14 protein-coding genes are annotated in these 19620 nt (G+C 71.1%); 6 read left to right on the top strand and 8 right to left on the bottom strand.

The window, feature by feature from the left end:
• Positions 1-77 precede the first annotated feature (77 nt).
• Positions 78-1487, bottom strand: coding sequence for an alpha-amylase (locus ACSHXC_RS27790; RefSeq protein ID WP_438294202.1), 1410 nt, complete (start codon positions 1485-1487; stop codon positions 78-80).
• Between the two features lie 198 nt (positions 1488-1685).
• Entirely contained in the window at positions 1686-2579 is an 894-nt protein-coding gene (cynR, locus tag ACSHXC_RS27785; RefSeq protein ID WP_438294201.1) for a transcriptional regulator CynR, read from the bottom strand.
• 124 nt (positions 2580-2703) lie between these two features.
• Between cynR and ACSHXC_RS27780 the strand changes: the two genes are divergently transcribed.
• Together ACSHXC_RS27780 and cynS are read left to right on the top strand one after the other, a co-directional pair.
• Entirely contained in the window at positions 2704-3291 is a 588-nt protein-coding gene (locus ACSHXC_RS27780; protein WP_438294200.1) for a carbonic anhydrase, read from the top strand.
• A 69-nt stretch (positions 3292-3360) separates the two neighbouring features.
• On the top strand, positions 3361-3831 hold the full coding sequence (cynS, locus tag ACSHXC_RS27775; protein ID WP_438294199.1) for a cyanase: 471 nt from the start codon (positions 3361-3363) through the stop codon (positions 3829-3831).
• 24 nt (positions 3832-3855) lie between these two features.
• On the opposite strand, the gene ACSHXC_RS27770 is transcribed toward cynS, so the two are convergent.
• The 5 genes from ACSHXC_RS27770 to ACSHXC_RS27750 all read right to left on the bottom strand — a co-directional run bounded on the left by ACSHXC_RS27770 (position 3856) and on the right by ACSHXC_RS27750 (position 9859).
• Positions 3856-4905, bottom strand: a complete 1050-nt coding sequence (locus ACSHXC_RS27770) for a LacI family DNA-binding transcriptional regulator (protein ID WP_438294198.1) — start codon at positions 4903-4905, stop codon at positions 3856-3858.
• Positions 4890-6578, bottom strand: a complete 1689-nt coding sequence (locus tag ACSHXC_RS27765; RefSeq protein ID WP_438294197.1) for a glycoside hydrolase family 13 protein — start codon at positions 6576-6578, stop codon at positions 4890-4892. Before ACSHXC_RS27765 ends, ACSHXC_RS27770 begins: the two co-directional genes overlap by 16 nt.
• 75 nt (positions 6579-6653) lie before the next feature.
• Positions 6654-7505, bottom strand: a complete 852-nt coding sequence (locus ACSHXC_RS27760; protein ID WP_438294196.1) for a sugar ABC transporter permease — start codon at positions 7503-7505, stop codon at positions 6654-6656.
• A gap of 7 nt (positions 7506-7512) precedes the next feature.
• A complete protein-coding gene (locus ACSHXC_RS27755) occupies positions 7513-8505 on the bottom strand; it encodes a carbohydrate ABC transporter permease (RefSeq protein ID WP_438294195.1) in 993 nt (330 codons plus the stop codon).
• A gap of 79 nt (positions 8506-8584) precedes the next feature.
• Positions 8585-9859 carry an extracellular solute-binding protein gene (locus ACSHXC_RS27750; RefSeq protein ID WP_438294194.1) on the bottom strand — a complete coding sequence of 425 codons (1275 nt, stop codon included), beginning with the start codon at positions 9857-9859 and terminating at the stop codon, positions 8585-8587.
• A gap of 288 nt (positions 9860-10147) precedes the next feature.
• Between ACSHXC_RS27750 and ACSHXC_RS27745 the strand changes: the two genes are divergently transcribed.
• The 3 genes from ACSHXC_RS27745 (at position 10148) to ACSHXC_RS27735 (ending at position 13799) form a co-directional block, all read left to right on the top strand.
• Positions 10148-11752, top strand: coding sequence for a glycoside hydrolase family 13 protein (locus ACSHXC_RS27745; protein ID WP_438294193.1), 1605 nt, complete (start codon positions 10148-10150; stop codon positions 11750-11752).
• A gap of 25 nt (positions 11753-11777) precedes the next feature.
• Complete coding sequence (locus ACSHXC_RS27740) at positions 11778-12806, top strand: LacI family DNA-binding transcriptional regulator (protein WP_167153659.1); 1029 nt, start codon at positions 11778-11780, stop codon at positions 12804-12806.
• 102 nt (positions 12807-12908) lie between these two features.
• The gene (locus tag ACSHXC_RS27735; protein ID WP_438294192.1) at positions 12909-13799 is read left to right on the top strand and encodes a phosphatase PAP2 family protein; all 891 of its coding nucleotides are present in this window, start codon (positions 12909-12911) and stop codon (positions 13797-13799) included.
• Positions 13800-13916: 117 nt separating this feature from the next.
• Here ACSHXC_RS27735 and ACSHXC_RS27730 read toward each other — a convergent pair whose 3' ends face one another.
• Positions 13917-16910 carry a bifunctional [glutamine synthetase] adenylyltransferase/[glutamine synthetase]-adenylyl-L-tyrosine phosphorylase gene (locus ACSHXC_RS27730; protein WP_438294191.1) on the bottom strand — a complete coding sequence of 998 codons (2994 nt, stop codon included), beginning with the start codon at positions 16908-16910 and terminating at the stop codon, positions 13917-13919.
• Between the two features lie 573 nt (positions 16911-17483).
• Between ACSHXC_RS27730 and ACSHXC_RS27725 the strand changes: the two genes are divergently transcribed.
• A complete protein-coding gene (locus tag ACSHXC_RS27725) occupies positions 17484-19586 on the top strand; it encodes a PIG-L family deacetylase (protein WP_438294190.1) in 2103 nt (700 codons plus the stop codon).
• Positions 19587-19620: the final 34 nt, after the last annotated feature.

Here is a 19620-nt window from a genome sequence, read left to right as displayed (position 1 = left end):
CGGGGTGGAACGGCGGGGCCGCCCGGCGCCCGGCGGGACGGGAGGGGGCGCCGGGCGGCCCGGTGCTCGGGGCGGGGCTAACTACCGCCGCACGTACGGGCGTTGGCCTGAAGGGCGAGGGCCGTGTTGGCGCCGAGCGTGGCGGTGAACCGTCCGGCGGAGTCGACCGTCACGCCCTTTCCGCTCTGCACGTCGCAGTACGCGCCGGCCGGCAGCGAGGTCTGGAAGGTGCGGGTCAGCGCGGACGGTTCGTGGTTGATGGCGACGTACGCCTTGGAACCGCGGCCGAAGGCGATCTGGTTGTTTCCGTTGTCCCACCAGTCGGTGACCGACTGGCCGCGCGCGGTGTTGCGGAAGCCGACCATGCTCTGGATCTCGGGCCACTTGTGCTGGCACTTCCAGCCGTCCGTCCAGCACGCGTTGACGGTGCCGCCGTTCGACGGGCCCGCGTCGTTGTCGGTGAACTCGTAGCCGGAGTGCACGTCGGGCGAGCCGTAGGGCCAGGCCAGCATGAAGACGCCTGCGAGGGTGTAGTTCGCGCCGTCCTTGTAGGTGAGGGTGGAGCCGTTGCGCTCGGTGTCCCAGTTGTCGACGAACACCCCGGCCTGAGCGCTGGGCAGATAGCCCCAGGCCTCGCCGAAGTTCTTCAGGTAGGCGAGCTTCTCGGAGGTGAAGACCCGCTTGAGGTCGCGCCCGTACCGGAACTCCTGGACGTCGCCGTTGGGCAGGTACTCGGTGGGCTGGACCGCCTCGCCCGCGCCGTAGATGACCTCTTGCTTCAAGTAGGCCGAGGGATTGGTCAGTTGGGCCTTGATGGCGGCGATGTCCTCGGTGGCGATGTGCTTGGCGGCGTCGATGCGCAGCCCGTCGACGCCGAGCGAGAGCAGGTCATTGAGGTACTGGGCGATGCGCGTGCGGACGTACGGCTCGTTGGTGTCGAGGTCGGCGAGCCCGACCAGTTCGCAGTGCTGCACGTTCCAGCGGTCGCTGTAGTTGCTGACCTGACTGGTGCAGTCGTCCATGTCCTGGGACTGGTAGATCCCGGGGTAGTTGTACTTGGTGTACGAGGAGCCGCCGGTGCCGGTGCCGGAACCGGCCGCCATGTGGTTGATGACCGCATCCGCGACGACTTTCACGCCGGCCGCGTGGCAGGCGTCGACCATGTTCTTGAAGGACGTGCGGTCGCCGAGCCGGCCGGCGATCTTGTAACTGACCGGCTGGTACGAGGTCCACCACTGGCTGCCCTGGACATGCTCGGTGGCGGGCGACACCTCGACGTAGCCGTAACCGGCCGGACCCAGGGTGTCCTTGCACTCCTTGGCGACCGAGTCGTACTTCCACTCGAAGAGCTCGGCGGTGACGTCCCGGTCACCGGGGGCCGAGGCGACGGCGGTGGGGACGCCGGGCGCGGCCAGGAAGGCCGCCGAGACGGCCGTGACGAAGGCGAGGGCTGTTGTGGTTCTGCGTATCCGATGGGGGGGCTTCATGGGGGCGGGTCCTCCTGCGGCTCTGAGGGAGGCGATTCAGCGTGGCTTGAATGTTCTTGCTGCAAGACTGAAAGCGCTTCTGAGCAGGTGACCGTAGGAGGACGTAAGGATCAGGTCAATGGTTTGAGCAGAATCCGGAGCGTGAGATTGCTCGTCTGCAAGGAGTTGCGCCGCAGTTGAGCGCGGCGCGGGCGCGCTTCAGGCGGGGGTGTAGCCCCGGGCGCGGACGAGGTCGTGGGTGAGCCGGGTGAACTCGCGGGCGGCGGCGCTGCGGTACGCGCTCTCACGGCGCAGCAGGGCGACCGTGCGGGCGGGCAGCGGCGGGTCGAGGGCGACGGGTGCGAGGTGCGGGTGATCGTGCGTGACGGCGTCGGGCAGCACGGTGGCGAGCGGGGTGCGGCGCACGATCTCGGTCAGGGCCTGGATGGAGTTGGCCTCGACGGCGATGCGGGGGGTGACGCGGTGCCGGCCGAGGTAGGCGTCGATGTGACCCCGGGTCGCGAAGTCGCCGCTCAACAGGGCGAGTTGACGGTCCGCCAGCTCACGTACGGTGAGCGCACCCTCCGAGGCCGGGGCACCCACGACCAGGCCGAGGGTCTCGGTGAACAGGGCCGTCGCTTCGATGCCGGGCAGGTGCGGGCCGTCGAAGGCGATGCCGAGGTCGAGCTCGTCGGCGAGCAGCCCGGCCTCGATGCGGTCCTGCGCCAACTCCCGTACGTCCAGGGCGATCTTGGGATGGCGGGTGTGCAGCTCGGCCACGAGGGGCCCGACGAGGTACGCGGTGAAGGTCGGAGTCACCGCGAGGCGCAGGCTGCCGCGCGAGAGGTCGGCGATGTCCAGGACGGCACGCTCGGCGGCGGCCAGGTCCCGCAGGGCACGCCGCGCGTAGTGCGCGTAGGTCTCCCCCGCGTCGGTGAGCCGGACCGAGCGGCCGGTGCGGTCCAGGAGCTGGACGCCGACCGTGCGCTCCAGCTGCTTGACCTGCTGGGACAGGGTGGGCTGGGAGATCCGCAGCTCTTCGGCGGCGCGGGTGAAGTTGCCCTGCTCGGCGACGGCGAGCAGGTAGCGCAGATGACGCAGTTCCGGGGCCATGGAACCAACTATAGATGACACCAATAGCAGACATCGAAATTGCGTCTTGGACGCTATAGGACCAGGTCATGCATGGTGGATCTCGTCAGCCCCTCGGGGCCGGCCACCACCGAAGGGAGTGACCATGCAAGATCTCGCCGAGGGCGTCGCGCAGTTTCAGCGCGGCGTCTTCCCCGCCAAGGCGGAGCTCTTCGCCCACCTCGCCGCCACCCACCGCCCCAAGACGCTGTTCATCAGCTGCTCGGACGCCCGGGTGGTCCCCGAGCTGATCACCCAGAGCGAGCCGGGCGAGCTGTTCGTGATCCGCACGGCCGGGAATCTGGTGCCCGCCTACTCACCCGGCATCGACGGCATCGCCGCCAGCATCGAGTACGCGGTCGCCGCCCTGGACGTCACCGACATCGTCGTCTGCGGCCACTCCGCCTGCGGCGCGATGACCGCTCTGGCCGAGAGCCACGACATGGGCGGTCTGCCGACGACCGCCGACTGGCTGCGCCACGCGGACGCCGCGCGGGCCCGCACCACCACGGCCGGGGTCGACGCGCTCGTGCGGAACAACGTCCGCGCCCAGCTGGCGAACCTGGTCACCCACCCGTCGGTGACCCGCGCCCTGACGCGGGGCACGGTCACGCTGCACGGCTGGTGCTACGACATCGGCAGCGGCACCGTCGAGGAGCTCGATGTCGCGAACCCCTTCGCCGCCGCGGCCTGACCCCGCCGGCTCCCCACGGATTTCCCCGCTTTCCCTCCGTTTTCCCCTCGTTCGAAAGGAACTCCTCTCATGATCCACGCCCAGTTCGACACCGCCGCCCGTCAGGCCCTCGCCACCGCCGCCGTCGAGGCGAAGGTCCGGGGGGACCTGTCGTGGCAGCAGATCGCCGACGCGGCCGGCCTCTCGGTCGCCTTCGTCACCGCGGCCGTGCTCGGCCAGCACCCGCTGCCCGCCGAGTCCGCACGGGCCGTCGCCGACCTGCTCGGCCTCGACGACGACGCGGCCCTGCTCCTGACCACCATCCCGAGCCGCGGCTCGATCCCGGGCGGCATCCCCACCGACCCGACGATCTACCGCTTCTACGAGATGCTCCAGGTGTACGGCACGACGCTGAAGGCCCTGGTGCACGAGCAGTTCGGAGACGGCATCATCAGCGCGATCAACTTCAAGCTGGACGTGAAGAAGGTGGCCGACCCCGAGGGCGGCGAGCGCGCCGTGATCACCCTGGACGGCAAGTACCTGCCGACGAAGCCGTTCTGACCCGGTCCGGGGGTGGCCTGAAGGTCACCCCCGCACCCGCGCCGTGGACCCCCGTACCACCAGCTCCGGCTGGAAGACGAACTCCGTTCGCTGGACGGGGGTTCCGCCGATCTCCTCCAGGAGGGCCGACACCGCGGCCGCCGCCATCGCTGCCACCGGCTGGCGCACCGTCGTCAGCGGCGGGTCCGTGAAGGCGATGAGCTGGGAGTCGTCGAAGCCCACCACCGAGACGTCGCCCGGCACGTCGAGGCCGCGTTCGCGGGCGGCGCGCACAACGCCGAGGGCCATCATGTCGCTGCCGCAGACGATTCCCGTGCAGCCCTGGTCGAGCAGCGCGCCCGCGGCGACCTGGCCGCCCTCCACGCTGTACAGGGTGGGTTTGATGTAGGCCGCCGCCTCCTGATCGCGCAGGCCGAGGCGCTCGCTAAGGGCCGCCGCGAAGCCCTCCGTCTTGCGGCGCGACGGCGAGTACCGCAGCGGTCCGACCGCGAGGCCGATCCTGGTGTGCCCCAGGTCCGCCAGGTGCCCCACCGCCATCCGGATCGCGGCGTGGTCGTCGAGGGAGACGAAGGGGCCCCGGATCGCCTCGTTGTAGCCGTTGACCAGCACGTACGGGACGCCCCGTTCGGCCAGCGCCAGGTAGCGTGCCGGGTCCGTGGAGGTGTCCGCGTGCAGGCCGGACAGGAACACGATGCCGTTGACGCCGCGCTCCTCCAACTGCTCGACGAGCTCGTCCTCCGTCGCCCCGCCCGGCAGTTGGGTGCACAGCACGGGGGTGTAGCCGTGGCCCGCGAGGACCTGCTCCACCGCCTGCGCGAAGGCGGGGAAGATCGGGTTGGTCAGCTCCGGGGTGACCAACCCGATCAGCCCCTCGCTGCGCCGGCGCAGCCGGGCCGGGCGCTCCCAGCCGAGCACGTCCAGGGCTGCGAGGACGCGCTGCCGGGTGGCGTCGGCGACCCCCGGCCGGGCGTTGAGCACGCGGCTGACGGTGGCCTCGCTGACGGCGGCCTGGGCCGCTATCTCCGCGAGGCGCGGCCCGGCCTGCTGCGCGGCACGGCTCACACCGTCCACCACACCGTCGTGTCGGCGGGAAGCTCGAACTTCCCATCCCCTACGGCCAGTTGGGCGCTTGCCAGGATGGCGCGGCCCGGCGTCGGCAGCGACACCGGTTGCCCCGTCAGGTTCACCGTGCACACGAAGCCCTCGCGGGCGAAGGCGAGCACGCCCTCGGGTGCGTCCAGCCACTCCACGTCGTCCCCGGCGCCGAGGCCCGGGTGGGCGCGGCGGGCCGCGATGGCCCGGCGGTAGAGCTCCAGGGTCGAGTCGGCGTCGCCGGTCTGCGCCTCGACGCTGAGCCCGCCCCACGAGTCGGGCTGCGGGAGCCAGCTGCCGCCGCTGCCGAACCCGTACGAGCTGCCCTCGACGGTCCACGGGATCGGCACGCGGCAGCCGTCACGGAAGCCGTCCTGGCCCGCGGCGCGGAAGAACGACGGGTCCTGGCGCACCTCGTCGGGCAGGTCGGTGACGTCGGGAAGGCCCAGCTCCTCGCCCTGGTAGACATAGGCCGAGCCGGGCAGGGCCAGCATCAGGAGGGTGGCCGCGCGGGCCCGGCGCAGGCCGAGTGCGCGGTCGCCCGGGGTGCGCAGCTGGGTGCCGAGGCCCTGCGGGTTGGCGAAGCGGGTGGCGTGCCGGGTGACGTCGTGGTTGGACAGGACCCAGGTGGCGGGGGCGCCGACCGGGCGCATCGCGGCGAGCGAGGTGTCGATGACCTCGCGCAGCGCCGCCGCGTCCCAAGGGGTGCCCAGGTACTGGAAGTTGAAGGCCTGGTGCAGCTCGTCGGGGCGTACGTAGTTCGCGGTCCGCTGGACCGTGGGGGTCCAGGCCTCGGCGACCGCGATGCGCTCGCCGTCGTACTCGTCGAGGATGGTCCGCCACGAGCGGTAGATCGCGTGGACGCCCTCCTGGTCGAAGAACGGCATGACGTCGTTGCCGAGCAGCTTGAGCTGGTCGTGGCCGCCGATGTCGGGCAGTCCCGGCGCCTTGACGAGGCCGTGGGCGACGTCGATGCGGAAGCCGTCCACGCCCATGTCGAGCCAGAAGCGCAGGATGGAGCGGAACTCGTCGGCGACGGCCGGGTGGTCCCAGTTGAAGTCCGGCTGCTCGGGGGCGAAGAGGTGCAGGTACCACTCTCCCCCAGCCTCCGGCTGGGAGGTGCCCCCATCGCCTGACGGCGCCTCGGCGCGGGTCCAGGCGGGCCCGCCGAAGATGGACTCCCAGTCGTTGGGCGGGAGTTCACCGTCCGCGCCCTTTCCGGGGCGGAAGTGGTAGCGGGCCCGCAGCGGGGAGCCGGGGCCCTCGCGCAGGGCTTGCTTGAACCACTCGTGCTGGTCGGAGGAGTGGTTCGGCACGAGGTCGACGATGATGCGCAGGCCCAGCTCGTGCGCGTCGCGGATCAGCGCGTCGGCGTCGAGCAGGGTGCCGAACATCGGGTCGATGGCCCGGTAGTCGGCGACGTCGTAGCCGGCGTCGGCCTGCGGGGACGCGTAGAAGGGGGAGAGCCAGACGGCGTCGACGCCGAGGTCGCGCAGGTACGGCAGCCGGCCGCGCACGCCTTCGAGGTCGCCCATGCCGTCACCGTTGCCGTCGGCGAAGCTGCGCGGATAGACCTGGTAGATCACGGCGTCCCGCCACCACTGCGTGCCGGTGCTCCCGGTGAGGCGGTCGGGGGCGGTGAAGTGCTGGGTCATGTCGTCCTTAAGGGGGTCTGGGGGTGGAAACCCCCGAGCCTTTGCTGTTCTTCGGGAGCCGGGGCGAGGCCCGGCTCAGCCCTTGGTGGCACCCGCGGTCATGCCGGTGACCAGGTGCTTCTGCACGAGGTAGAACACGGCGGAGACGGGGATGGCGATGAGTACGGCGGTGGCGGCCATGTAGTTCCACTGGGCGTCGTGCTGGCTGACGAAGCTGGACAGGCCCACGGCGAGCGTGTACTTGCCGTCGTCGAGCATGAACGTGGAGGCGAACGCCACCTCGCCCCACGCGGTGAGGCAGGTGTAGAAGGCGGCGACCGCCAGGCCCGGGCGGGCCAGCGGCAGGATGAGCCGGAAGAAGGTGCCGAACGGGGTGAGCCCGTCGACCCGGCCCGCCTCGTCGATCTCGACGGGGATCGAGTCGAAGTACCCCTTGAGCATCCAGGCGCAGTACGGCACCGCGGTGGAGCAGTACACGAGGATCAGGCCGCCGTAGGTGTCGATGAGGCCGAGGTCGCCGAGGATCTGGTACATCGGCACGATCAGTACGGCGATCGGGAACATCTGGGTGACGAGCAGCACCCACATCAGCTTCTTGTAGCCGGGGAAGCGCATCCGGGACACGGCGTACCCGGTGGTGGCCGCGAACGTCACGCCGATGACGCAGGTCAGGCCCGCGACCAGGGCGGTGTTGCCGAGCCAGGTGAAGAACCTGGTGTGCTCGGTGACGAACGCGTAGTTGGAGAAGGAGAGCTTCGACCAGATGCGGTCGGGGTGCAGATAGTCGTCCTTGTCCGGGCCGAGCGAGATGAAGACCAGCCAGACGATCGGGAAGAGGGCGACGAGGCTGGCGACGCCGAGCGCCAGGTGCGACAGGACGGCGGTGCGGCGCCGTGTGTGGTCCCGGGAAACGACCTTGGTAGCCATGGGGGCATCAGACCTGTTCATTGCGGGCCAGCCAGCGCCGGTAGAAGGAGGTGAAGACGATCAGGATGGAGAGCAGCAGCACGCCGTACGTGGCGGACTGGGCGAAGTCGCGGGGCTGCTGTCCGAAGCCGAGCCGGTAGGCCCAGGTGACCAGGATCTGGGCGTCGGGGGCGCCGCCGTTGCCGAAAAGCAGGAAGATGATCACGAACTGGTTGAACGTCCAGATGATGCCGAGCAGCACGACCGTGGCACTGACCGGGCGAAGCCCCGGCAGGGTGACATGGCGGAAGCGCTGCCAGGCGCTCGCGCCGTCCATCTCGGCGGCCTCGTACAGCTCCGCGGGGATCGTCTGGAGGCCGCCGAGCAGCGAGATCATCATGAAGGGCACGCCGACCCAGGTGTTGACGAGGATCGCGGCGAGCTGCTGGAAGTGCGGCTCCTCCAGCCACTGGGGCTGCGGCAGGTGGAGCGTGCCGAGTACGGAGTTCACGATGCCCGAGTCGCTGAGCATGAGGCGCCAGGAGAAGACGGTCACGAAGGTGGGCACGGCCCAGGGCAGGATCAGCACCATCCGGTAGAAGGTGCGGCCGCGCAGCTTCTGGTTGAGCAGCAGCGCGAGCGAGAGCCCGATGACGTAGTGCAGGGTCACACAGGCGACCGTCCACACGATCGTCCAGAGGAAGTGCGACCAGAACCGGTCCCAGGCGGTCGGCCCCCACAGGATGTCCGCGTAGTTGTGCAGCCCGACGAAGTCGTAGGTGGCCGCGATGTGGTTGGCGCCGATGGTGCGCGCCGAGTTGAGGCTGTTGGCGTCGGTGAGCGTGTAGTAGAAGCCCTGGACCAGCGGATAGAGCACCAGCACGCCGAGCACGACGACGATCGGGGCGACCATCGCGTACGCGTACCAGTGCTTCTGCCAGGACTGCCTGAGGCGCTCCAGCGGCCCCCGGCGCGCCGTGGCCGCGCTCTTGGGGGCCGCGCCATCGACGGCAACGGTCATCTCGACACCTTTTCCGGGGAGTTCGGCGGACGTGCGTGCCGCCGGGCCGTCCCCTGGGGGAACGGCCCGGCGGCGGGGCTCACTTGGTGAAGTCGGGGACCAGCTTGGCCATGTCCTGCTGCAGGCTCTTGGTGGCGTCGGCGACGGACTCCTTGCCGTCGGCGACCTTCGGCAGCGTGGTGTCCATCGGGGTCCACAGCGAGCTGTACTCGGGCAGCTCGGGACGCGGCTGGGCGGCGGTGAGCACGCCCTGGTAGCCGGCGATGCCCGGGTCGGCCTTGACCTGCGCGGTGTAGGCGTCCTCGCGGGTGGGCAGCGTGGAGTTCTTCAGCGCGATGGTCTCCTGGCTCTTGGCGGAGGTCATGAAGTTCACGAACTTCATCGCGGCGGCCGCGTGCGCCTTGTCGGAGCCGGCGTACACGGACAGGTTGTGGCCGCCGGTCGGGGCGCCCGCCTTGCCGGTGGAGCCGGCCGGGACGGTGGCGATGCCGAGGTTGGCCTTGTCCTTGAACGCGGAGCCCTTGTAGAAGTTGGTGATCTCCCACGGGCCCTGCACGATGGCGGCGACCTTGCCGTTCACGAAGGCGTCCTGGATGTGGGCGTACGCGTCGGCGGTGACGTCCGCCTGATGCAGGCCGGGACCGTCGAACAGGCCCTTCCAGGTCTCAAGTCCCTTGACCGCGGGGGCACTTGCGATGGTGACCTTCTTGGCGGCGGCGTCGACCGTGTCGGCGCCCTCGCCGTACAGGAACGGCTGCGCGTAGTACCCGGCGGTGGAGCCCCAGTAGCCGTCGACGCCGGCCTTCTCCTTGACCAGGGCGGCGTCGGCCTTCAGCTCGCCCCAGGTGGCGGGGGCCTTGGTGATGCCGGCCTTGGCGAAGAGCGCCTTGTTGTAGACGAGCGCCAGGGTGTCGGTGACCAGCGGGACGCCGTAGGTCTTGCCCTCGAACTGGGCCTGCTTGATCAGGTTCGGCCGGAACTTGGCCTGGTCGGCCAGGGCCCCGGTGCCGTCGAGCGGCAGGAAGTAGCCCTTCTTCGCGAAGGCCGGCGTCCAGCCGACCTCGGCGCGCAGCACGTCCGGGGCACCCTTGGCACCGGCGGCGGTGTCGAACTTGTTCTGCGCCTGGTCGAAGGGGACGTTGACGTACTTCACCTTGATCGTCGGGTTCGCCTTCTCGAACTCCGTGACCAGCGCCTGGTAGGTGGGTGCCTCGTTCGTGGCGTTCGAGGTGTCCCACCAGGTGATGGTGACGGGGCCGTCCGCCTTGCCGCCGTCACTGTCGCTGCCACCGCAGGCCGTCGCCGCGAGCGCGAGGGTCGCCGCGAGCGCGGTGGCCGCTATGCCACGTCGCATGAGAACTCCTTCACTGGGTGCCGCTCCATCACGGCGCCGGATCGCCAGGAACGTAACAAGGATGAAAGGAGTCCGAAAGACCTTGCGAAGAATTTCTGCAAGGCCGAGTGATCGTTACGTCAGCGTGTCCGCACGGTTGCCGTTGTGCGCCTTGTCAAAGCCGGTACGCCTGGTCCATATGCGCCTGCGGAGCTACTGCAAGGGTTCCGCAAGAGCTTGCAAGGCTGTTACTTTCGAGGGCCATCGGCGTTGATCCCGTAGATGCAGGGTTTTCGAGAGGGACCACACATGACGCAGGAGCTGACGACGGCCGCCGTCGCCCAGGAGCACACCGGCCCCCGGACCGGCTGGTGGCGCGACGCCGTGATCTACCAGGTGTACGTCCGCTCCTTCGCGGACGGCGACGGCGACGGCATCGGCGACCTGCCCGGCATCCGGGCCCGGCTTCCCCATCTGAAGGACCTGGGCGCTGACGCGGTCTGGCTCACCCCCTTCTATCTCTCGCCGCAGGCGGACGGCGGCTACGACGTGGCCGACTACCGGACGGTGGACCCGCTCTTCGGCTCGCTGTCCGACGCGGACGACCTGGTGCGCGAGGCCCACCGGCTCGGCCTGCGCGTCATCGTCGACATCGTCCCCAACCACACCTCCGACCAGCACCCCTGGTTCCGTGCGGCGCTGGCCGGCGGCCCCGAGCGCGCGCGCTACCTCTTCCGCCCCGGAAAGGGCGCGGGCGGTCAACTCCCGCCCAACGACTGGGAGTCGGTGTTCGGCGGGCCCGCCTGGACGCAGGCCCCCGACGGCGACTGGTACCTGCACCTGTTCGCCCCCGAGCAGCCCGACCTCGACTGGGACCACCCCGAGGTGCGCGCCGAGTTCGACTCGGTGCTCCGCTTCTGGCTGGACCTCGGCGTCGACGGCTTCCGCATCGACGTGGCCCACGGCATGGTCAAGGCGGCGGGCCTGCCCGACATCGGCGCCAGCGAGCAGGCCAAGCTCATCGGCAGCCAGGTGCTCCCCTTCTTCGACCAGGACGGCGTCCACGAGATCCACCGCGCCTGGCGCGCGCTGCTCGACAGCTACGACGGCGAGCGCATCGCGGTCGCCGAGGCCTGGGCCCCCTCGCCCGAGCGCCTCGCCCTGTACGTACGCCCCGACGAACTGCACCAGGCCTTCAACTTCCAGTTCCTCAACTGCAGTTGGGACGCGGAGCGGATGCGCGAGACGGTCGACGCCTCGCTCGCCGCGACGGGCGCGGTCGGCGCCCCGACGACGTGGGTGCTCTCCAACCACGACGTCGTACGCCATGTGACCCGCTACGGCGGCGGCGCGCAGGGCCTGCGCCGGGCCCGCGCCGCGGCCCTGTTCACCCTGGCCCTGCCCGGCTCCGCCTACCTCTATCAAGGGGAGGAGCTCGGCCTGCCCGAGGTCACCGACCTGCCGGACGAGCTGCGCCAGGACCCCGCGTTCCACCGCGCGGCCGGCCAGGACGGCTTCCGGGACGGCTGCCGCGTCCCGATCCCGTGGACCACGAACGGCCCGTCGTACGGATTCGGCGAGGCCGCGCCCTGGCTGCCGCAGCCCGACTCGTGGCGCGGGCTCAGCGTCGCCTCCCAGTCCGGCGACCCGCACTCGACCCTGGAGCTCTACCGCGCGGCACTCACCCTGCGCCGCGAGCTGCCGGGCCTCGGCGACGGCACGATGGACTGGCTCCCGGCACCACGGGGAGTGCTCGCTTTCGCCCGGCCCGGTTTCGTCTGCACCCTCAACACCCTGGGCCACGAGGTCCAACTCCCGCTCCCCGGACGGCCGCTGCTCACCAGCGGCGCCGTCGAGTTCGACGGCGCGAGCGCCCTGCTCCCGGCCGAATCCGCGGTCTGGTGGGCAATCTGACGTGCGACCGGTACAGTCCAATCCCGTGACCGCACGGCTCGCCGACATCGCAGCCCAGGCGGGGGTCAGCGAAGCCACAGTCAGCCGCGTGCTCAACGGCAAGCCCGGTGTGGCCGCGGGCACCCGCGAATCCGTTCTCGCCGCACTCGACGTGCTGGGCTACGAGCGGCCCGTACGACTGCGCCGGCGCAGCGCGGGGCTCGTCGGCCTGATAACGCCGGAACTGGAAAACCCGATCTTCCCCGCCCTCGCCCAGGTCATCGGCCAGTCGCTGACCCGGCAGGGATACACCCCGGTGCTCGCGACGCAGACGCCCGGCGGATCCACCGAGGACGAGCTCACCGAGATGCTGGTGGACCGGGGCGTCTCCGGGATCATCTTCGTCTCCGGGCTGCACGCGGACACCACCGCCGACATGGAGCGCTACGAGCAGCTGCGCGCCCAGGGCGTGCCGTACGTCCTGGTGGACGGCTTCTCGCCGAAGGTGCAGGCGCCCTTCATCTCGCCCGACGACCGGGCCGCGATGCGGCTCGCGGTCACCCACCTCGCGGCGCTCGGCCACACCCGGATCGGCCTGGCGGTCGGCCCCAAGCGGTTCGTTCCCGTCCTGCGCAAGATCGAGGGCTTCACGGCCGGCATGCAGGACCGGCTCGGTCTGACGACCGCGGAGGCCGAGTCACTGATCCAGCACTCGCTGTACACCCTGGAGGGCGGTCAGGCGGCCGCCTCCGCGCTCATCGCGCAGGGCTGTACCGCGGTGGTGTGCGCCAGCGACATGATGGCGCTCGGCGCGATCCGGGCCGCGCGTCAGGCGGGCCTGGATGTGCCCCGCGATGTCTCCGTGGTGGGCTTCGACGACTCTCCGCTGATAGCGTTCACCGACCCGCCACTGACCACCATCCGCAAGCCGGTGACCGCGATGGGTCAAGCGGCCGTCCGCGCCCTCCTCGAAGAGGTCGGGGGCACACCCGCCCCGCACAGCGAGTTCGTGTTCATGCCCGAGCTGGTCGTACGCGGTTCAACCTCCGGAGCGCGCCCCCGAAGCCGACCCTGACGTACGCCGGGAGACGTCGTCCTCAGGGAGTAGCAGGTGCGGAGCGAACCCGACCGGAGGATGATCGGCCTGGGGTATGTGCATCTGGCAGACTCTCTTCCCATGGGTGAAATGACCGTGAAGACTCTGGAAGGCCGGACGGCCGCTCCAACCAACGAGCCGTCGGCCTCACCCCACAGCACCGAACCCGGACGAACCGGATTTTCCGCCCGGTTGAGAGGTGTGCGCTCACCGCGCCGCCCTCGCATCTGGTTCGAAGTGCTTCTGATCGCGGTGAGTTACTGGGTGTACTCACTGATCCGCAACGCGGTGCCGGAGCAGAAGGCGCAGGCGCTCAAGAACGCCGACTGGATCTGGAGCGTCGAGCACCACCTGGGCATCGCGGTGGAGCAGTCGGTCAACCACGCCGTGAATTCGGTGACATGGCTCATCGTCGGCATGAACTACTACTACGCGACACTGCACTTCATCATCACCATCGGTGTTCTCGCGTGGCTGTTCCGTAGTCACCCCGGCCGCTACGCGGCGTCACGGCTCGTACTCTTCGCGACGACGGGCGTGGCCCTGGTCGGCTACTACTTCTTCCCGCTGGCGCCGCCCCGCCTGATGAACGGCGGGGGTTTCGTCGACACGGTCCTGGTGCACCACACCTGGGGCTCGATGGCCTCGGGCGACCTGAAGAACATGTCGAACCAGTACGCCGCGATGCCGTCCATGCACATCGGGTGGTCGACCTGGTGCGGCCTGACGATCTTCGCGCTCGCGTCCGCGCCCTGGGCGAAGATCCTGGGGCTGCTGTACCCGGCGGCCACGCTGGTGGTGATCGTCTCCACTGCGAACCACTTCTGGCTGGACGCGGTGGGCGGCCTCCTCTGCCTGACCTTCGGCTTCCTGGTCTCCCGAACCTGGTACGGCAGCCTGCCGCACCAGCTCCCGAAGCTGATAGAGCCGAAGCCGAAGCGCCGGGTACCGGGGCAACCCAGGCCGTCATGAGGGTCCCCCCTGGCCCTTAAGGCCTCGGGGGAGTTTGAGGCCGAGCGCCCTTGAGGCGCGAACGGGGGTCCGGGGCAGAGCCCCCAGAAAGCGGGCCTGGGGGCAGAGGCCCGCACGCTACAGGTGCGCCCCGTAGAACAGCTCCTCCACAACCGCCCGCGCCCGCCGCGTAAGCCGCCGGTAGTCCTCCAGCATGTCCCCGACATGCCCCGGCTCGTACCCCAGGTAACGTCCGACCGCCGCCAGCTCCCGCCCGTCGGAGGGGAACGTGTCCCCGGCGCGGCCCCGCACCAGCATGACGCCGTTGCGCACCCGCGTGGCCAGCACCCACGCCTCGTCCAGTATCGAGGCGTCCTCCGTGCCGATGAGCCCGGCCGCGTGCGCGGCGGCCAGGGCCTCGCGGGTGCGGGTCGTCCGCAGGCCGGGCTCGTCCCAGCCGTGCCGCATCTGGAGGAGCTGGACCGTCCACTCGACGTCGGACAGGCCGCCCCGGCCGAGCTTGGTGTGCAGGGTGGGGTCGGCGCCGCGCGGCATCCGCTCGGACTCCATGCGGGCCTTGAGCCGGCGGATCTCGCGTACCGCGTCGTCGCCGAGGCCCTCCATCGGATACCGCAGCGGGTCGATGAGCTCGATGAAGCGGGCCCCGAGGTCGGCGTCGCCCGCCATCACCTCGGCGCGCAGCAGCGCCTGGCTCTCCCAGACCAGCGACCAGCGCCGGTAGTACGCCTCGTACGACTTGAGCGTGCGGACCATCGGCCCGGACTTGCCCTCCGGCCGGAGGTCCGCGTCGATCATCAACGGCGGGTCGGCGGTGGGGAGTTGGAGGAGCCGGCGCATCTCGGCGACGACGCGGTTGGCAGCCTTCGCGGCCTCCTGCTCGTCGACGCCCTCGCGGGGCTCGTGCACGAACAGGACGTCCGCGTCCGAGCCGTAGCTCAGCTCGTGGCCGCCGAAGCGGCCCATGCCGATGACCGCGAACCGGGTGGGCAGGATGTCGCCCCACTCGGCCCGCACGGCGGCGCGCAGGGCGCCCGCGATGGTGGCCGCGTTCAGGTCGGTGACCGCGCCCCCGACCCGGTCGACGAGGGCGCCCGGGTCCTCCTCGGCGGGGCTGTCCTCGGTGCCGTACGAGCCGATGAGGTCGCCCGCGGTGGTGCGGAACAGTTCGCGGCGGCGCACTCCTCGGGCGGCGGCGACCGCGCCCTCGGCGGTCTCGGCGCGGCCGACCGCGGCGAGGACCTCCTGCTCCAGGTGGTCCCGGCCGCGCGGCACGAGCCCGTCCGGGTCGCCCAGGATCGCGACCGCCTCGGGGGCGCGGAGCAGCAGGTCGGGGGCGAGCCGGCCGGCCGACAGGACGCGGGCCAGGTTCTCGGCGGCGGCGCCCTCGTCGCGCAGGAGCCGCAGGTACCAGGGGGTCTTGCCGAGCGCGTCGGAGACCTTGCGGAAGCCGAGCAGTCCGGCGTCCGGGTCGGCGGAGTCCGCGAACCAGCCCAACAGGACGGGCAGCAGGGTGCGTTGGATGGCGGCCTTGCGGCTGACTCCGGAGGACAGCGCCTCCAGGTGGCGCAGGGCGGCCGCCGGGTCGGCGTACCCGAGCGCTTCGAGGCGGTGGGCGGCGGCGCGGGCGCTGAGCCGGGTCTCTCCGGGGGCGAGCTGGGCGACGGCGTCCAGGAGCGGCCGGTAGAAGAGCTTCTCGTGCAGGCGGCGCACGACGGACGCGTGCCGCTTCCACTCCTTGTTGAGGCTGACGACGGGCTCGGTGCGCAGGCCGAGCGAGCGGCCGAGCCGGCGCAGGTCGGCCTCGTCCTCGGGCACGAGGTGAGTGCGGCGCAGCCGGTAGAGCTGTATGCGGTGCTCCATCGCGCGCAGGAAGCGGTACGCCTCGTCCAGCTGCGCGGCGTCCGCCCGGCCCACGTAGCCGCCGGCCGCGAGCGCCGCGAGCGCGTCCAGGGTGGTGCCGCTGTGCAGCGTGGCGTCGCTGCGCCCGTGCACCAACTGCAGGAGCTGGACGGCGAATTCGACGTCGCGAAGGCCCCCGGGGCCCAGCTTGAGCTCGCGCTCGACCTGGGCGGCGGGGATGTTGTCGACGACCCGGCGCCGCATCTTCTGGACGTCGGCGACGAAGTTGTCCCGCTCGGCCGCCTGCCACACCAGCGGCGAGACGGCCTCGACGTAGTCCTGGCCGAGCTCGGGGTCGCCCGCCACCGGCCGGGCCTTGAGCAGCGCCTGGAACTCCCAGGTCTTGGCCCAGCGCTGGTAGTAGGCGAGGTGGCTGGAGAGCGTCCGCACCAGCGGGCCGTTGCGGCCCTCGGGGCGCAGGTTGGCGTCGACGGGCCAGATGACGCCCTCGACGGTGGTCTCGGAGCAGATCCGCATGAGGTGGGAAGCGAGCCGGGAGGCGGCCCGCATCGCCTTGCCCTCGTCGCCGCCGTCGGCCGGTTCGGCCACGAAGATCACGTCGACATCGGAGACGTAGTTGAGCTCGTGACCTCCGCACTTGCCCATCGCGATCACCGCGAGCCGGCACTGGGCGGCGTCCTCGGGGGCGGCGGTGCGGGCGATGGCGAGCGCGGCGCGCAGGGTGGCGGTGGCGAGGTCGGCGAGCTCGGCGGCGGTCTCGGCCATGTCGGTCGTCCCGCACACGTCACGGGCCGCTATGGCGAGCAGGCACCGCCGGTAGGCGACCCGCAGCGTCACCGGGTCGGTGGCCTCGGCCAGGCCCCGCTCGAAGTCGGCGACCCCGGGATGCAGGTCGGCGGCCTCGTAGGTGACCAGGGCGTGCCAGTCGCGGGGGTGGCGGGCCAGGTGGTCGCCGAGCGCCTCGGAGGCGCCGAGCACTCCGAGCAGCCGGTCGCGCAGCGGCTTCGCCGTGACGAGGGTGTCCAGGAGCGCGCGGCGCTCGTCGGCGTCCTGCGCCTCCACGATGCGGACGAGCCCGAGCAGGGCCAGATCGGGGTCGGCGGTGGCGCCGAGCGCGTCCAGGAGCACCGGGTCGGACCGTACGGGGGCGAGCTCGGGGGTTTCCAGGAGCCGCTCGGAGGCCGAAGGGTCGGTGAAGCCATGCCGCAGCAGCCGCGTGAAGGTACTGCCCCTGCGCCCCGGCACCGTCATCTGGCCGCCTCCCACCTCGTACGTACGCCCGCACGCCCGGCCGGGCGTTCCCGGAACCGGCCCACCCGATCAAGACCCGGATTCCGAGCCTAGCCGCACCGGGGCCACCGGGGCCCGGCGAGGTGGTCCCGGGTGGCCGGGCCGGGGCCGCTCGCCGGGGCGGCCCGCGGGGTCGTTCTCCCTCCCCCGGAAGGGGCGCCCGGCACCGGGGGCGGGCGCCGGCCGTCACAGGACCTTCGGCCCTGACGACCACCCCCGCCCTCCCTCACCGCAGGTGACGCCCCACCCACATAGGGCAACTTTCCGGACATTCCGAAAGCGAACCACCCCCTCCTCGCGCCCAGTTCGCGGGGGTATGTGCCGGACTTTGGGGGATATGAGGGCAATTCGAGGTGATCAAGGCCACACGATTTGCCATCGAGTCCAAATGAACCCGATTCTTGGACCTTTCGTCTTCTATGCCGATCAGGTTCTGACCAGCCCTGATCGGGCACTCACGACCGGGCTTTCGGCGAGGAAGTGCTCACGCGCTGACCCCGGCCGCCAGGCCGCCCAGACCGAAAGACCGTACCCATGAAGTCCAGGCTGCCGCTGCGCTCCGCGCTGCTGTCCCGCCGTGGCGCCGTCGCCGGCTCCGCGCTCGCCGCCGTGCTCATCACGGGCGGCGTCTTCGCCGAACTCGCGATGTCCGACACCGAGGGAACGGACACCCCCGGCGGCCACGCCTCGGGCACGCCGGCGGCGGCAGCATCGGGACCGGTGCGGCCCGCGAACGGCTCGGTCATGCAGGTCATCGCCCACCCGGACGACGACCTGTTCTTCATGAACCCGGACACCGGCCAGTCGCTGCGCTCCGGCCGCCCCATGACGTCGGTGTACGTCACGGCCGGCGAGGCGGACGGCGTGAACGCCCCGCCGCCGAAGAAGCCGGGCGGCCCCAAGCCCCTGGTCGACAAGGCGAAGTACTCCGAGGCCCGCCAGAACGGCATACGCGGGGCGTACGCGCAGATGGCGACCGGCGACCGCGGCAGCTCGTGGACGCGCACCTCCATACCCACCGCCGGCGGCGGCACCGCCGAGGTCGACACCCTGGACGCGCACCCCGACATCCACCTGGTGTGGATCCAACTGCGCGAGGCCGGCAGCATCAACGGCAACCAGCCGCACAGCCTGCGCGGCCTGTGGAACGGCCAGGTCGACAGGCTCACCTCGCAGATAGCCTCCGGCAGCCCGGCCAAGCCCTTCACGTACACGAAGGACCAGGTCGTCAAGACGCTCGCCGGTCTGATGGAGCACTTCCGCCCGACCCACGTGCGCACCCTCGACCCGACCCCGGGCAAGGAGGGCAAGTTCCACAAGATCGTGGACCACCAGGACCACATCTTCAGCGCCCGCTTCGCGCAGGCCGCCCTCCAGCTGTACGCGAAGTCCGTGAACCACCCGAACTTCAGCGTGCAGACGTACTTCGGCTACAACACCAGCTACCTGCCGCACACGTTCGCCAAGCCGGCCGCCGACGCCAAGGCCGACATCGTCAAGACGTACGCCTGGATGAACCCGAACGACAACTACTGCGACAGCGCCGCCGGCTGCGGCGACCGCAAGGTGTCGATCCGCCCGTACGGCAACGGCTGGGCCCAGTCGGTCCGTTACTCCCGCACCAACTCGACCTCCTGGCTGCAGTCCGGCAAGGACGGGAGCCTGTGGGCGTTCGGCGTGCTCGGCCAGCGCCTCGCGGTGTGGCACAAGGCGCCGGGCGCGGGCACCTGGGGCGAGCCCAGGATGCTGCCCGGCGACGGCATGGACTCCGGTGTGAGCGCGACGCGCCTGCCGGACGGCCGGCTCGCGGTGTTCGGCACCCGCACCCTGTTCGGGGCCGAGCTGACCGACTACCGCCGCGAGGTCGTGGCCGCGGTCCAGACGACGCCGGGCGGGAACTTCGGGCCGTGGCGTTCGCTCGGCTCCCCCGACCACAGCGGCACCAACGGTGTCTTCGACATGTCCACGCCGACCGCGGCGGTGGACGGCACCGGCAAGCTCTCGGTGTTCCTGCGCGGCGGCGACCGCCAGCTGTACTCGGCGAACCTGGCCGAGGACGGCACCTGGAGCCCGTGGGCCGTCCACGGCGGCGTCAACATGGCGGGCGACCCGGTCGCCACCGCCGACGGCGCGGGCCGCATCCACGTCTTCTCCAGCACCCCGAAGACCGTGCTGACCTGGGCGCAGCCGCAGGCGGGCGCCCCGATGCCGGAGCGCGCCACCGAGACGAAGCTGCCGCCGAACACGACGGGCCTCTCCGCCCGCCCGGAGGGCGACGGGGTGCGGGTGTACTTCCGCAAGGTGGACTCGGGCAACGTCCAGAGCGTGCTGTTCACCGGCGTGACCCCGTCCGCGGCGACCGACCTCGGCGACACGTCCGGCTACGGCATGGTCGGCGCGGCGGGCCCGCTGCTCACCGGCCGCACCGCGTCCGGCGCGCTCGCCACGCTTGAGCCGGGCGCCGAGGACCCGCAGTGGAAGTCCGACGGCAGCATCCTGTTCACCGGCGCGCCCTCGGCCGTCGCCGACGGCCGGGACACGACCGCGGCCGCCATCGGCCTGGACGGCCGGCTGTACTGGACGCAGACCGCGGGCGCCGAAGGCCCGGCCTCCCCCTGGAAGCCCGCCGCGAACTGACCGCGGCGGACTGCCTCCGCGAACCGCCCCGCGC

The sequence above is a fragment of the Streptomyces sp. HUAS TT7 genome (assembly GCF_051550175.1).
Lineage (GTDB): Bacteria > Actinomycetota > Actinomycetes > Streptomycetales > Streptomycetaceae > Streptomyces.
Note: the sequence above shows the minus strand (reverse complement) of the source record. Positions and strands in the feature narration are given on the sequence as shown.